The sequence below is a fragment of the Paenibacillus sp. FSL P4-0081 genome (assembly GCF_000758565.1).
GTDB classification, from domain to species: domain Bacteria; phylum Bacillota; class Bacilli; order Paenibacillales; family Paenibacillaceae; genus Paenibacillus_AQ; species Paenibacillus_AQ phytohabitans.
Genome location: NZ_CP009280.1, coordinates 6,903,087 through 6,918,258, shown reverse-complemented (window position 1 = coordinate 6,918,258; position 15,172 = coordinate 6,903,087). Strand labels below are relative to the sequence as shown.

Annotated in this window: 13 protein-coding genes; all 13 read left to right on the top strand. The window is 45.6% G+C overall.

The annotated features are described in order from the left end of the window. Positions 1–603: 603 nt before the first annotated feature. The 13 genes from P40081_RS29370 to P40081_RS29310 all read left to right on the top strand — a co-directional run bounded on the left by P40081_RS29370 (position 604) and on the right by P40081_RS29310 (position 15,159). Positions 604–1,107 (top strand): DUF2798 domain-containing protein, encoded by a 504-nt coding sequence (locus tag P40081_RS29370; RefSeq protein WP_042139659.1) that lies wholly within the window; start codon positions 604–606, stop codon positions 1,105–1,107. A 246-nt stretch (positions 1,108–1,353) separates the two neighbouring features. Further along, positions 1,354–3,747 (top strand): endopeptidase La, encoded by a 2,394-nt coding sequence (gene lon, locus P40081_RS29365; RefSeq protein ID WP_042139658.1) that lies wholly within the window; start codon positions 1,354–1,356, stop codon positions 3,745–3,747. Positions 3,748–3,759: 12 nt separating this feature from the next. After that, positions 3,760–4,425: a ribosome biogenesis GTP-binding protein YihA/YsxC gene (yihA, locus tag P40081_RS29360; RefSeq protein WP_039296666.1), complete on the top strand. Its 666-nt coding sequence runs from the start codon at positions 3,760–3,762 to the stop codon at positions 4,423–4,425. Positions 4,426–4,453: 28 nt separating this feature from the next. Continuing rightward, the gene (locus P40081_RS29355; protein WP_042139657.1) at positions 4,454–5,041 is read left to right on the top strand and encodes a hypothetical protein; all 588 of its coding nucleotides are present in this window, start codon (positions 4,454–4,456) and stop codon (positions 5,039–5,041) included. 101 nt (positions 5,042–5,142) lie between these two features. Next, on the top strand, positions 5,143–5,925 hold the full coding sequence (locus tag P40081_RS29350; RefSeq protein WP_042139656.1) for a tyrosine-protein phosphatase: 783 nt from the start codon (positions 5,143–5,145) through the stop codon (positions 5,923–5,925). An 86-nt stretch (positions 5,926–6,011) separates the two neighbouring features. Next, positions 6,012–8,015, top strand: a complete 2,004-nt coding sequence (locus tag P40081_RS29345; RefSeq protein ID WP_042139655.1) for an S-layer homology domain-containing protein — start codon at positions 6,012–6,014, stop codon at positions 8,013–8,015. Positions 8,016–8,115: 100 nt separating this feature from the next. Next, on the top strand, positions 8,116–8,892 hold the full coding sequence (locus P40081_RS29340) for a YveK family protein (protein ID WP_081956666.1): 777 nt from the start codon (positions 8,116–8,118) through the stop codon (positions 8,890–8,892). Beyond that, on the top strand, positions 8,873–9,559 hold the full coding sequence (locus P40081_RS29335) for a CpsD/CapB family tyrosine-protein kinase (RefSeq protein WP_042139654.1): 687 nt from the start codon (positions 8,873–8,875) through the stop codon (positions 9,557–9,559). The genes P40081_RS29340 and P40081_RS29335 overlap by 20 nt, the downstream gene beginning before the upstream one ends. Positions 9,560–9,601: 42 nt before the next feature. Next, the gene (locus tag P40081_RS29330) at positions 9,602–11,434 is read left to right on the top strand and encodes a polysaccharide biosynthesis protein (RefSeq protein ID WP_042139653.1); all 1,833 of its coding nucleotides are present in this window, start codon (positions 9,602–9,604) and stop codon (positions 11,432–11,434) included. 22 nt (positions 11,435–11,456) lie between these two features. Next, positions 11,457–12,164 (top strand): superantigen-like protein SSL4, encoded by a 708-nt coding sequence (locus tag P40081_RS29325; protein WP_042139652.1) that lies wholly within the window; start codon positions 11,457–11,459, stop codon positions 12,162–12,164. A gap of 2 nt (positions 12,165–12,166) precedes the next feature. Then, a complete protein-coding gene (locus tag P40081_RS29320) occupies positions 12,167–13,165 on the top strand; it encodes a copper amine oxidase N-terminal domain-containing protein (protein ID WP_042139651.1) in 999 nt (332 codons plus the stop codon). A gap of 41 nt (positions 13,166–13,206) precedes the next feature. Further along, positions 13,207–13,827, top strand: coding sequence for a sugar transferase (locus P40081_RS29315; protein ID WP_042139650.1), 621 nt, complete (start codon positions 13,207–13,209; stop codon positions 13,825–13,827). Between the two features lie 30 nt (positions 13,828–13,857). Then, entirely contained in the window at positions 13,858–15,159 is a 1,302-nt protein-coding gene (locus P40081_RS29310; RefSeq protein WP_042139649.1) for a 3-hydroxyacyl-CoA dehydrogenase family protein, read from the top strand. The last annotated feature ends 13 nt before the right edge of the window (positions 15,160–15,172 follow it).

Genomic DNA, 15,172 nt, shown 5'->3' with positions numbered 1-15,172 from the left:
GACGTGCGACAATAGTTTACGGAAGCTCCTTCGACGTAGGCCTAACATGTGGAACCAACCCACGGATAGCAGTGTGCCAGCCGACGACTCGCATTTTGTCTCTATGCCCAAGGGATTGAAAAAGCCTTGGTTAAAAGGGGAAGGAACAGGGGAATTGACAAATTCGTTCATAGCAGTTGGATAAACGGCACTTAAATTATTGTCTTTCACTCAAACTAGCTAAATCACCCGAATTAAATGTAGTTTTTCCACTTGCTTGCCCCCGATCCGCCGAAATCAACAAATTAAGATACCTTTATCCACTTGCTTGTGGCATCAGTCCGTATCCGCGCGGTTCCTCCCCTTTTGTCCGCAGAATGTAGCTCTTGGGGGTCCCCCCCCTGTAAAGTACTTGATTCACCGTCCAAGCTAAAACACGACCTTGCGGGCCGTTTCCACTTGGTAAAGGATCATGTTTCTTGAGAAGAAGTGCTGACATTCCTCCGCCTGAAATGATATAATGAATAGATCAGTGTGTGGAGATATTAGTCTTTGATAGACTAAAAATATATGTCTCAGGATACGTCTGCCATCTGAAATACTATTTTCATGGAGATGACGTACATGCACGGAGAAACAAGACTGCCCAGAAACGCCAAAGAAGGTTTATTATTTTTGTTAATTGTTTCAATCATTTCAGTAAATACGATTGCTCCTCTTATCGTAGGGCTGGAGCTCGGGTTCAGCAAGGAAGTGTATCTGGATACACTGAAGATCCTTCCATTCATGTGGGTAATCGTAGTTCTGCTGGTACGGCTGGTGGCCGGACCTATTGTCCGCAAAGTGCTGCCGAAATTCACGGGACAAACCGACGGATTTAATGCCAGGGTTCTCCTGAATATTATTTTGAATGTTACAGTATTATCGGTTTCAATGTCGGTTATCGGCACATGGGTTGGAACGGGACATGTAAGTCTGGAGCCCGTCAGAAACTTCCTTCATATCTGGCCAAGGAACTTTGGAATAGCCTTCTGGATTGAACTGCTGGTTGCGCAGCCGATCGCAAGATTGGCAATGAAGACGTTGCATGCAAGGCAGGACCGTAAGGCACAAAGTGTAAATGCGTGATCAGGGCTAATCGTCCAAAATAACAATACATTCGCGGAACGTCCATGCCGGGCGTTCTTTTCTTTTAATGGATCAGGCACCCTTTAAGTAAAGGTAACGGCATAGTACACTTAAGTTCAGCGAATACTAAAAGACGACTGCGCCACAGCATTTGCCGCGGCACAAGGCTTGTTGGTGTTTTCATGCCGCTTTTGTTAGAATGAATGCATATGACACTACTTATGAACCATGGGAGGTGCGAAAGCGATGATACAAAGCAAATCGAAAGGTCGTCGTTTTCCTTTATTACCGCTTAGAGGTCTTCTTGTATATCCCAGCATGGTTCTGCATTTAGATGTAGGCCGCGAGAAGTCAGTCCGGGCACTGGAAAAAGCTATGGTTGAAGATAACCTGATTCTCCTCTGCTCCCAGTCGGAAGTGAATATAGAGGAACCGGGACAGGAAGATATTTTTCGGGTGGGTACAGTTGCGAATGTGCGGCAGATGCTGAAGCTTCCCAACGGCACGATCCGAGTGCTGGTGGAGGGCGTAGAGCGTGCCGAGATTATTCATTATACGGATAACGAGGAGTACTACGAGGTAATGGCGCGTGAGCTGCCGGAGCAGGAGGATGTCGATCAGGAGAGTGATGCTCTCATGCGTACCGTACTGAGCCAGTTCGAACACTACATCACCTTGTCGAAGAAGGTTACTCCCGAGACGCTGGCCGCTGTCTCCGATATTGAAGAGCCGGGCCGGCTGGCCGACGTGATCACCAGTCATCTGGCGCTGAAGATTAAGGAGAAGCAGGAGATTCTGGAGACCATTGACGTCAGCAAACGTCTGGAGAAGCTGCTCGATATCCTCAATAATGAGCGTGAAGTGCTGGAGCTGGAACGCAAGATCAGCCAGCGCGTGAAGAAGCAGATGGAGAAGACCCAGAAGGAGTACTACCTGCGCGAACAGATGAAAGCGATCCAGAAGGAGCTTGGCGAGAAGGAAGGCCGGGCAGGCGAAGCGGATGAGCTGCGCACACAGATGGAAGAGAAGAATCTGCCGGAGCGTGTGCTGGAGAAGATCGAGAAGGAAATCGACCGTCTGGAGAAAATGCCGGCAAGCTCGGCCGAAGGCAGCGTCATCCGCAACTATGTGGATTGGCTGCTGGGTCTGCCGTGGAGCGAAGCAACCGAAGATGATCTGGATATCAAGAAGGCGGAGCAGGTGCTGGATGCAGACCACTACGGTCTGGAGAAGCCGAAGGAACGCGTACTGGAATATCTGGCGGTACAGAAGCTGGTCAAGAGTCTAAAGGGGCCGATTCTGTGTCTGGTAGGTCCTCCGGGTGTTGGTAAAACCTCGCTCGCCCGCTCCATCGCCCGCTCGCTGAACCGTAAGTTCGTCCGCATCTCGCTGGGCGGCGTGCGGGATGAAGCGGAGATTCGTGGTCACCGCCGTACCTATGTCGGTGCTATGCCGGGGCGTATTATCCAGGGGATGAAGACTGCGGGCAGTATCAACCCGGTCTTCCTGCTGGATGAGATCGACAAGATGGCAGCGGACTTCCGCGGCGATCCGTCGGCGGCTCTGCTGGAGGTGCTTGACCCTGAACAGAACAATACGTTCAGCGATCACTTCGTAGAGCTGCCGTTCGATCTCTCGAACGTCATGTTCGTAACGACAGCGAATGCCGTGCATAATATTCCGCGTCCGTTACTGGACCGGATGGAGATGCTGTTCATTCCGGGATATACGGAGCTTGAGAAGCTGCAGATTGCCAGCCGCTATCTGCTGCCGAAGCAGCGTAAGAATCATGGGCTGGAAGAGGAACAGCTGTCCATTGAGGACGATACGCTGCTGAAGATTGTGCGCGAGTACACCCGGGAATCCGGGGTGCGGAACCTGGAGCAGCAGATTGCTGCCCTATGCCGCAAAGCCGCCAAGCAGATTGTCTCGGAAGAGAAGGAACGCGTAAGCATTCTTCCGGAAGAGATCAAGGATTATCTGGGCGCCTCCAAGTACCGCTATGGAATGGCGGAGCTGGAGGATCAGATCGGCACCGTGACCGGGCTGGCCTGGACCGAGGTTGGCGGCGACACGCTGCTGATCGAAGTAACGGTTGTACAGGGTACGGGCAAGCTGACGCTGACCGGACAGCTGGGTGATGTGATGAAGGAGTCGGCGCAGGCCGCCTTCAGCTATACCCGCTCTAAGGCGGAGGAGCTGGGACTGGCACCGGATTTCCATGAGAAGAACGATATTCATATCCACATTCCCGAAGGTGCGATCCCCAAAGACGGTCCGTCTGCAGGGATTACGATTGCAACAGCCCTGATCTCTGCCCTGACGAAACGTTATGTCTCGAAGACTGTGGCGATGACCGGCGAGATTACGCTGCGCGGGCGTGTGCTACCGATCGGGGGCCTTAAGGAAAAATCGCTGGCTGCCCACCGTGCAGGCTATAAGAAGATCCTCATTCCTAAGGACAACGAGCGTGACCTTAAGGATATTCCCGAGAGTGTCCTGAACGATGTGGAGTTTGTGCCGGTAGCCCATATGGATCAGGTGCTGAAGCATGCACTTGTGGATCATGACGCCGTCAGCGGCAGAGACACAGATACGGATACAGAAATAAGTATTGAAGCGCCAAGTAGTGTGCATTAGAAGGGGAGTATTATGAAAGTTAACAATGCCGAATTTGTGATCAGTGCCGTGGGCCCTGATCAATACCCTGAGGATGCCTTGCCGGAGATTGCTCTGGCAGGGCGCTCCAATGTAGGGAAGTCATCTCTGATTAACCGTATGATTAACCGCAAGAATCTTGCCCGCACCAGTTCTACACCGGGTAAGACACAGCATATGAACTATTATCGTATTAATGAAAGTATGTATTTCGTCGACTTTCCGGGTTACGGATACGCCAAGGTCTCCAAGACACAGCGCGCCTCCTGGGGCAAAATGGTTGAGAAATACATGTCCGAGCGTGAAACGCTGAAGATGGTCCTGCTCGTTGTAGACCTTCGTCATCCGCCAACCGGCAATGACAAGATGATGTTCGACTGGCTGAAGCATTATGATCTGCCGCTCTGTGTAGTGGCAACCAAGGCGGATAAGATTCCGAAGACCCGCTGGCCGAAGCATATCAAAGTGATGAAGCAGGAGCTCGGTGTGCTGCCGGGTGATAACTTCATTGCCTATTCTTCAGAGATTGGACTTGGCAAAGACGAACTATGGGAACTTATCGATAGACATACTCTTCCTACCGAAGAAGAACCTCCGGCAGAACCGGACGATCAGGATTCCGGGGATGAACCACAGCACGAAGACTCTTCTGAGACTTAAGGGTTTGTCATAGAATTGAGGGATGGTTATGGCTCAGCGTCTGGCTATGGAATATGTGAATGCAACAATGCAAATGACCGAATTTCAGCTGAACCAGTTTCTGCTTACCGCCGATACCAGCTATATCAGCCACCGTGTGAAGATCCTTGGCGCGGGTGAACAGGAGATTGTGCTGGAGGAAGCCGGAGGCGAGGAGGTACATCTGTCTTTTGAACGCAAAGGCGGCATCTATATTGGTTCCTTGTCCTGCAGGGTAGTGAATCCTCATCTGATCAATGCGGTCCGTAAGCTCTTCTTCATGTATAAGGGCACGGGAACCGTGAACCGGATTTATAAGGAATTAACCATGATGTATTACTATGAGGGTGGCTCGGTGCGCCGGATCTCGGAAGTGAGACCCGGCGGCACCAAGCTGATCTATCAGCATAAATATTCATTAGTAGAGATGATGTCTATTTACAAGCTGCAGACGGTAGAGCAGGAGATAGAACAGGAGCGCCGGAAGATTAATAGCCTGCTGGATCTCCGCAATACTTGTCAGCAGGAAGCGGCCATCAGTGAAGTAGACGAACAGCTTAGGCTGGCAACTTATCGGCTGTTTCAATTAGAAGCTTAACGAAATTTATTTTAAAATTTAGCAATCATTTCCTAGTGAAATGGTTGTATTTTTTTACGTAAACTATACATATCTCCTCGAAAAGGACCGATAAACTACATATGATAGATATCCATAGCCACATTCTACCCTTCATGGATGACGGAGCCGCTGATGTTGACGCCGCTCTCGCCATGGCGCAAGACGCCAATAACGATGGTATTACAACTGTAATTGCCACCCCGCACCATGCTAACGGAGTTTATATGAATCCGGCTCCAGATATAGAAGCAGCTGTGCGGCTGCTGAATGAGAAGCTCCAAGAAGCGGGCAATCCCCTTCAGGTGCTGCCGGGCCAGGAGATTCGTATCTACGGCGATCTGCTGGATGATCTGGAGAAGGGACAACTGCTGACGCTTGCCGGCTCCAGGTACATCCTGCTGGAGATGCCCTCCTCGCGTGTGCCCCGCAACATGGAGGAGACCTGCCATGAACTGATCATTCAGGGCTATGTTCCGGTAATTGCCCATCCGGAGCGTAATGCCGAAGTCGCCGAGAATCCGTCCAAGCTGGAGCGGCTAACCGAACTGGGAGCGCTTGGACAACTGACGGCACAGAGTCTTGCCGGGACCTTCGGGAGTAAGCTGCAGAAGCTGTCGATCGACTTGTGCCGGCGGGGGACTATACATGTGATTGCATCAGATGCCCATGATTCTAGTAATCGTCCGTTTGGTTTAAGCGAAGCTTACGAAGTCGTGAAGAAACATTTGGGAAACGAGACATTCGACTTTTTTCTACATAATGCGCGTAGAATTGTTGATAACGAGGAGATAATTCGAGTTAATCCTGTTCAATATGGCAGCAAACTTCATAGATTGTTCGGATTTTTCTCTCGTAAGGGATGACCTTCCTAGTTTTTAATGGTAGAATGGGTATTACTGGATTAAAGCTATAAATTTTATAAAACTACATACAAAGAGGTGGATGACAAGTGAGTTTGAAGAAAAAATTAGCAGTATCTACATTAGCAGTAAGCATGGCGGCGGCATCCGTTGCCGGATTCCCGTTCAGCAGTAAAGGCCTGGCCCAGCATCTGGGGATCGTAGGAACGGCTTCTGCGGCAGCGGTTACCCACGCAGACGCGAAGACAAAAGTGGAGAAGATTTATGCTCAACTCACTCCAGCAGACAAGCAAAAGCTTCTGGCTTATGAATTAGAAGCAGGAAATATTAGTCTTTCGACTTTCGGAGATATCTTTAAGCCAGTACTGGACAAGCTTGCTTTGAATGAAGCTGATGTTGCAACTGCCCATAAAGCATTCAAGAGTGTATCCAGTGTAGTTTATGATGTATATGCTAACGATTTTGCTGAGATCAAGGCTATCCGCTATGATGTAGACAATGTGGACCTGCTCAACAGAATCGCAGCAAAAGCTGGCGTGGCTGAGCTTACATTTGACGATCTGATTGAATTCCTGCTGGGTGACAATGGTGTGGAAGCAGAACTCCGCAAACTGGTCAGCAGCAAGACAAGTGCCCAATTGCTGGAGATTATCGCTAATTCCACAAGCCAGGACGCTTTGCTGGACGATGCTATTACAACTGTGCTTAACCACAGAACAGGTGCAGGAGCCCTTACAGTTAGCCAAGTAGTATACAATCTTAATATTACTCCTGCTGATGTGAAGCTCAGTCTGAAGAACCTGAATGCTACACTCCCAACAGCGAAGCCTGCAGTGAAAGCCCTTGCTACTGCTTATATCAAAGCTTACGGCTTCAGTGGCGGCAGTGATGGTGGAAGCGGCGGAAGTGGTGGAGGTGGAACTGTAGTAACAACTCCAGTTACCAATCCAACAGCTACACCTGGAATTTACGATGTATCCAAGCTGGTAACTATTGTTGGAGATAAAGCTACCTTGAAGCTGGTTGATGCAGATGTATTGAAGGCATTTGATGCCCTAGTTGCTGCTAATGCCGGTAAGACAGGTCTTACACTTACCCTGAACCTGGGTACAGTGAATGCTGCAACTGTTGAAGTTCCACTGTCCAAAGCAATCATCGAAGCTGCCAAGGCTAAAGGTATTGCTAATATCGCAATTACTTTCAACGGCTTGACAGTAACTATTCCGGTAGGCCAATTCAGTGAAGCTATTACACTTACAGCATCTACAATTGCTGATTCTACTGTAACGTCGATTTCCAGCCTGAAGCTGGCATCCAGCGTATATGAATTTGATCTGACTGTAGGCGGCGTTGCAACAACAACCTTCCAGCAGCCAATCATCATTAAGCTGCCACTGAAGAATGCAACTGGCCTTGACAAAGAATTGCTCTCCGTTGCTAAGGTTGTATACGGCGCGCTGCAGTTCCAGGGCGGTGTTGTAGACGGTGACTATATCGTAGAACCACGTGATACTTTCTCTTCCTACGCAGTAGTAGAGAACAAAGTAAGCTTCAAAGACATTGCAAGTGTACAGGCTTGGGCGGGAAGACAAATTGCCGTTGTAGCTGCTAAGGGCGCAATTGAAGGTGTGGGTAACGGCAACTTTGCTCCGAAGAGCAATGTGACCCGTGCTGAATTCGCCAAGATGCTGATTCGTGCACTGAACCTGGAGAACAACTCCGCTAAGCAGAGTTTCAATGATGTAAGCTCTACTTCCTGGTATGCTCCATATGTTGCTGTAGCTGCTGAGAAGGGGATCATCACCGGACGCAGCGCTGCACAATTCGATCCTAATGCAACTATTACCCGTGCAGAAATGGCGACTATGATCTCCCGTGCGATTAAGTCGGTTAACCCTGCTGCAACTACAAGTGCAAGTGCACTTAGCAAATTCTCTGATGCTGCTAAGATCAGTGCATCGCTGAGAGATGGAGTTGCCTTCGCTGCCAGCAACAACCTAGTTATCGGTAACGCCGGTAAGTTCAATCCTAACAACACTGCTACACGTGCAGAAGCAGCAGTTATCATCTACCGTACAATCAACTTCAAGTAAGTAAATAGTAAGTGTGGAGAGCCTCCTCTCGTCTATTAGAGAGGGGGCGCTTTTTTAAGTGGAACGAAATATTACAGAAACAGCTTGGAGGGAAATTCACTTGTCAGCACAAGAATTGGATCTGCGCGATTATTTCCAGATTGTCAGGAAGAGACTGTGGATGATTGTTAGTATTGTTATCGTGGCATGTGTTCTTGCCGGGGTCTACAGCTTATACATCAAGAATCCGGTGTATGAGGCTTCAACGAAGATTATTGTTAATCAGACACCTACTCAATCTACAGTAGGGCAGCTGGATCTTAACCAGATTAATACGAATATTCAGCTTATTAATACGTACAAGGAAATTATTAAGACACCGGCAATCCTCGATGTTGTGGCCAAAGACTATCCGCAATTCGCTATTACTGCAGAGGAGATGCTGAAGAAAGTTAATGTGAGTTCCGTAAATAATACGCAGGTGATGACACTTGTCGTTCGAGATAATTCATACCAGAGAGCCGCAGAAATCGTGAATGCCATATCACTTGTGTTCAAGCAGGAGATTCCTTCCCTGTTCAATGTGCAGAATGTGTCCATCCTCAATGAAGCTAAGCTTAATCCCCCGGTTGCTCCAGGACCGGTAGAACCCAATGTGGTAATGAACCTCGCGATTGCCTTCATTGTATCCTTGATGATCGGTCTGGGAATTGCCTTCTTGCTGGAATACTTAGATGATACGCTGAAGACAGAGGATGACATTAAGAAATACCTTGGACTGCCAACGATCGCAATGATTACACGGCTTGGACAAGAAGAAACGAAGACTACAGAGCAGCAAGTACAGACGCAGACCAGAAAGGCGGGGGAACTCGAACATGTCACAGCAGCCAAATAAACAACGCCATCTGATTACCGTGACGAACCCGCGCTCACCTGTATCTGAAGCCTTTCGGGCACTGCGTACGAATATTGATTTCTCCTCGGTAGATGAACGGATTCAGATTATTATGGTTACTTCTTCCGGACCGGAGGAAGGGAAGTCTACAGTGACAGCTAACCTTGCCGCTGCGTATGCTCAAGCGGATAAGAAGGTGCTGCTCATCGACGGTGACTTGCGTAAGCCGACCGCACACAAGACCTTTTCTCTTAGTAACCGTTATGGCTTGTCTTCATTATTATCCCAGCAGGCGGATTTGTCTGAAGTCATTCAAGAATCCGGTGTAAATAACCTTTCGCTGATGACATCTGGGCCGATTCCGCCAAATCCGGCAGAGATGATGGCCTCCAACCGTATGAGTGCAGTTCTGCAGGAGCTGCGCCAGCTGTTCGATGTTATTCTGATTGATACGCCACCACTATTGGCAGTTACAGATGCGCAGATTGTGGCCTCCAAGAGCGATGGTGTCATTATGGTCGTTAGTTATGGCAAAGTTAAACGGGATATTGCCGCTAAGGCAAAGGCGGGTCTGGATCGGGTAGGGGCAAGAATGCTGGGCGTAGTACTGAACAATGTGAAACGTAAAGCCAGCGAAGGTTATTATTATTACTATTATGGCAATTAAATTTCCTATTGAAGAAAATTGTTATTTTTGGAGGCACTAAAAATGACAGCGAAAACTAGAGTGTTAATGTTATTTATGATCGATATTGCGATTATTTGGTTCAGTGTAGTCACCTCCTACATGTTTCGCTTCTTCGATGGTATTCCTCATGAGTATGTTGTTCAAATGCTGCAATTTGGATCAATTTCGACGGTTGCTATCGGGGGGACCTTAATCTATTTTGGGCTGTATCGCCGGATGTGGCAATATGCCAGTATAGGAGAAATAGTATCCATTCTTAAAGCTATTGTCTTTGGGGCTATCATTGCTTATGGTATTTCTTTAATAATTCTACCGGCACGGGTACCTTTTGGAGTCGAAGTCCGGGTTATGGAGACAACTCTGGTTCTTGTTGGCGGTATTCGTTTTCTCTGGAGATTCCTTCGGAAGGAACGAATGAATGATAAGGATACTGAGACCCATGCGTTAATTGTCGGGGCAGGGGATTGTGGAATGCTAATCGCCAAGGAAATGATGGGACCTTCGTTTGCGCATACGAAGCTAGTAGGCTTCATTGATGACAGCCCGAATAAACATCATATGTCTATCTTGGGACTGCCTGTGTTAGGGAACAGATATGATTTGCCTCGTCTGGTGAAAGAGAAGAATATTCATGAGATTATTATTGCCATGCCCTCAGTCTCCAGAACTGAAATATCGGAGATAATCAACTTAGCTAAGACAACCGGCGCTAAGCTGAAGATTATCCCTGCCTTGAATGATCTGATCGCTGGCAAGATTTCTGTTAAGAAGCTCCGTGATGTTAGTGTGGAAGATTTACTAGGCCGTGAGCCGATAGTAGCTGATATGAACAGTATTCTGGGTTATGTTCATAATAAGACAGTACTCGTTACAGGAGCAGGTGGTTCAATCGGTTCGGAGCTATGCCGTCAGATATCCCCCTTCGCCCCTGATAAGCTGTTGATCCTCGGACATGGAGAAAATAGCATCTATACCATAGAGATGGAACTACGCAAGAGCTTTCCTTATCTGAACATTGTTACAATTATTGCTGATGTCCAGGATCGTGTAAGACTGATGGATGTATTCCAGTGTTACAAACCGCATGTCGTCTTTCATGCGGCAGCGCATAAGCACGTTCCCTTAATGGAGCGTAATCCATCGGAAGCAATAAAGAACAATGTGTTCGGTACCCGGAATGTGGCGGATTGTGCAGACAAATATGGAACAGAACGCTTTGTAATGATATCCTCGGATAAAGCGGTTAACCCAACCAGTGTTATGGGAGCAACGAAACGGATTGCTGAGATGTACGTGCAGAGTTTAAATGCATCAAGCCATACGAAGTTCTCGGCAGTTCGATTCGGTAACGTGCTCGGTAGTCGTGGTAGTGTAATTCCAGCCTTCAAGAAGCAGATCGCAGCCGGAGGCCCAGTCACCGTCACACATCCCGAGATGGTCCGCTATTTCATGACAATACCTGAGGCAGTTCAACTGGTGATTCAATCAGGTTCTTTTGCCAAGGGTGGCGAAGTGTTTGTGCTAGATATGGGTGAACCGGTAAAAATATTGAATTTAGCAGAGGATTTGATTACTTTATCCGGTTATGAGCCGTATACAGATATTGATATTACCTTCTCAGGTATTCGTGAAGGTGAGAAACTGTACGAAGAGCTGCTTACTGACGAAGAGAATCTTGGCTCGACTCAGCATGATCGTATATTCATTGGCAGACCTAACGTTATAAGTCAGAATCAATTAGAACTGGAATTCAAACGATTGGAACGAGTTCTTACTGAAGAGCCAAGTGCAATTCGCGAGGTGATTAATCAGATTGTTCCGATGCAGCCTGTTGCCCAAGCCGCCATTAGTTAACTAACATTAACGGAGGATAACGATGTTCAACAAGAGATGGAAGAAAGTGCTAGTGTGGTCTCTGTCCGTAGTTTTAGTAATAGTGATTGGTGGATTGTTCGCTGCAAACTATGCGGTTGATAAATTTATGAGCTCAATGGCTGGTGGATTGGATTTAGAACAGGATAACACTTCAGATAGCGAGAGTGTAGTTATTGAACCAACTGTGGAACCTACTACTGAACCGGCAAATACAGCTACTATTGGGAAGAGTGATATTGAAAAGATTGTTCCCTCAGCATCATCAGTTACAAATGAGGTGAATAAGCCAATAAGTTCTCCTAATACTTCAAGGGAGAGTGTGAAAGCGGCTACTCCCGCTACAACTGCTCAACCTGCAAGTACTCCATCTTCTGAGAAGGTGACAGGAACTGAAGGATACACTGCGCAGGTCTCAACTGATAAAGCTAAGCAGATTCAAGAAAATGTTACTGTGAAAGAAAAGGCAGATGTCGCCTCTATTGTAATGGGTCAATTAAGTGTATCGGATATCAAACGATTGCAGGAGTTGGCTTCTGGTGGATTAACTATTGAAGAGAAACGCGAAGCACGCAGGATCATTCTTGATAATGTCTCGGCGGATCAATATAATGAACTTTCCTCAATTGCTAAGAAGTACGGAGTGAGTGAAGGAAAGACACAAGAACAGGTTATAGCAGAAGAAAAAGCTGTGGAAGAAGGAAGTGAATAGCAATGAACAAAATTAAAATCCCGGCAACAGTTTTGCTGTTGCTTTTATTAATAGGGGCTGCTCCATTAACAGCATCAGCGCCTTTATCTGCCTCAGCTGCATCAGTAGCGGCAGTAACAACTCCATCTGTGAAAACTGACTTAATTAAAGTTCGAAATATGGATGTTAAGATGATATTTGATGGTGTAGGTATGGTTCCGCCGTCAGGACAATTAGTATTTATCCATAAGAATACAACCTATGTACCCGTAAGATTCATGTCTTACGCGCTTCAGAAGAGCGTAACATGGGATGCTAAAAATCTTAAGGTCTCAGTAAACGAACCAAACAGTACGGAGTTAGTCATAATTAAAGAGTATTTAATGAATGCAGCGAATATCCAAAGAACTTTGGATACATCCAAGAGTGTTACATTATCTGAGGTGAAGGCTAGCTATGTTTTTAATGGAGCTGCCAAAACAATTCCTAACAGCCAGTCTAGTTATATATTAAATGGAACTCTATATGTACCACTTCGATTCCTTTCAGAGTCGGCAGGGAATTTGATTGAGTGGGATCAGAAGGCAAAAGTCATTACGGCTACCTCTAAGGCATATCAAGCACAAATTGGAGAAGGTAATAAAGAAACAGTACCTTCAACTACTGCCACGCCATCACAGACGGATACTTCAAAAGAAAAACCCGTGAAAATTTCTTATGAATCTATAACCAGTGCAACAGAAGCCAGACTTAATACCCTGAAATCGCAAAGTGAATCAACGTTATTTGGCACCGCTATGGAATATCTTGCTGCTCAGGACGATGCTAGTAAGCAGAGCATTATTGCAAAAGGGAAGCAGCAATTGGCATCCTTCACAGCAAGTTTTAATAGTATCGTTGCAGATGCCGAAGTACAACTCAAAGCAAATGGATACAGTACAGATATAATTGCTCAATATAGAAGTGCTTTTGACTCAGAGCTTCAGAATGGCTTACAAGCAGTTGCAGGTATGGCGGACTAATCTCCGCCTCTTATTTCTTAATAGAAGAGGTTGAGGGTGAAATGAAGCCATATTTAATTGTGAAAAGAGTACTCGATTGTTTGTTTGCTTGCATACTACTCATCATTACTTCTCCTATTATGCTAATAGCGGCAATAGCTATAAAAGTCAGTTCTAATGGTCCTATTCTCTTTCGTCAAAAGCGTCCCGGAAAACATGCCAATATTTTTACGGTGCTAAAGTTTAGAACGATGTCATTAGAAAGAGATTTGCATGGTGATTTATTACCTGATATAGAAAGAATGACGCGTGTAGGATCCTTTTTAAGAAAAAGTAGTATTGATGAGTTGCCCCAATTAATAAATGTCATGAAGGGTGATATGAGTTTTATTGGACCAAGACCTCTCCTTGTTGAATATTTAGATTACTATTCTAAAGAAGAACTACGCAGACATGATGTAACTCCAGGGATATCGGGATGGGCCCAAGTAAATGGGCGGAATGCAATATCATGGGATGAAAAGTTTGAATTAGATCTTTGGTATGTTGATCATATTAGTTTATTTCTTGACTTGAAAATAGTTATCAAAACATTATTAAATGTTATTCGGAAGACAAACATTAATAGTTCAGAAGTCGTTACTATGTCTTCTTTATCCTCTTTAAGAAAGCACAACTTATAATTCTTTGAATATTCTCGTATGGAGGATTCTATGCTAAACATTAATATAGTGACAGTTATAGGGGCTAATGGTGCTATGGGAGCAGCTGTAGCTGGTATTTTTGCTTCTTTTGGAAATGTTAAAGTAAATATGGTAAGCAGAACGCTTAATAAGTCTCTGGAAGGAATTGAAAAAGCGGTTAAATCTGTTAGGGCAGATTCCATCAGGAGTAATTTGTTTGCCCGTACATATGAAGACCTAGCGGCATGTATCCATGAGTCCGATTGGGTATTTGAATCAGTAGCTGAAGATTATGAGATTAAAGATGAAATTAATACTGTTATTGCAAGATATAGAAAGCCAGGGACGATTGTTAGTACAGGTACATCAGGGCTTTCGATAGAAAAATTAAAGAATGTGTTTGATGAAGAGGCTAAATCTTTGTATTTTGTGACTCATTTTTTCAATCCTCCGTATAGTTTGCCATTATGTGAATTAATACCTAATGAGTCTGCCGATGCGGATACTATCGAATCACTTAAACTATATCTAGAGCAAGTTCTAATCAGAAAAGTAGTTGTACTGAAGGATGCTCCAGCCTTTCTAGCAAATCGTATAGGGTTCCAATTCATGAATGAAGCACTTCAATTTGCCGAACTCTATGAAGATAGAGGTGGTATTGATTATATCGATGCTATTTTAGGCCCTTTCACAGGCAGAGGAATGGCTCCATTAGTAACAGTTGATTTTATAGGTCTTGATGTTTATAAAGCAATTACAGATAATCTCTATCATAGTATTTCGGATTTATATAGTAACTCCTTTATCTTGCCTCGATTTGTAGATAGTCTTATTAACGAGGGTAAGCTGGGAAGGAAATGTGGACAGGGATTATATAAACTTGATAGAGACAGTACTGGTAAAAAGCATTTATTCGTTTACGATATTAAATCTCAGACTTATCGAGCTAAGATTAAATATTCATTCTATTTCGTCGAGAAGATGGTTGCTGCAATTAAAGAGTCTAAATACGAGGAAGCTATTAGAATACTCCTTAATAATGACTCCGAAGAAGCGAAAATATGTACTTACTTCTTGATAAAATATGTTGTCTATTCTGTATTTGTCACAAAAGAAATTGCGGATAGTATTCATGATGCGGATACCGTAATGTCATATGGGTTCAACTGGGTTCCACCGCTTGGCCTACTTGAGTTGTTTGGTGGTAAAGAAGCAATAATTGAATCTATGAAAACGGACAATAGGCTACTCCCGTTCATATCAGCATTCAGTGAAACGGAAATTTATCCTTCAAAGCTAAATTACAGAAGGTACTTGAGGGCCAAATTCTAGATATATCATGGAG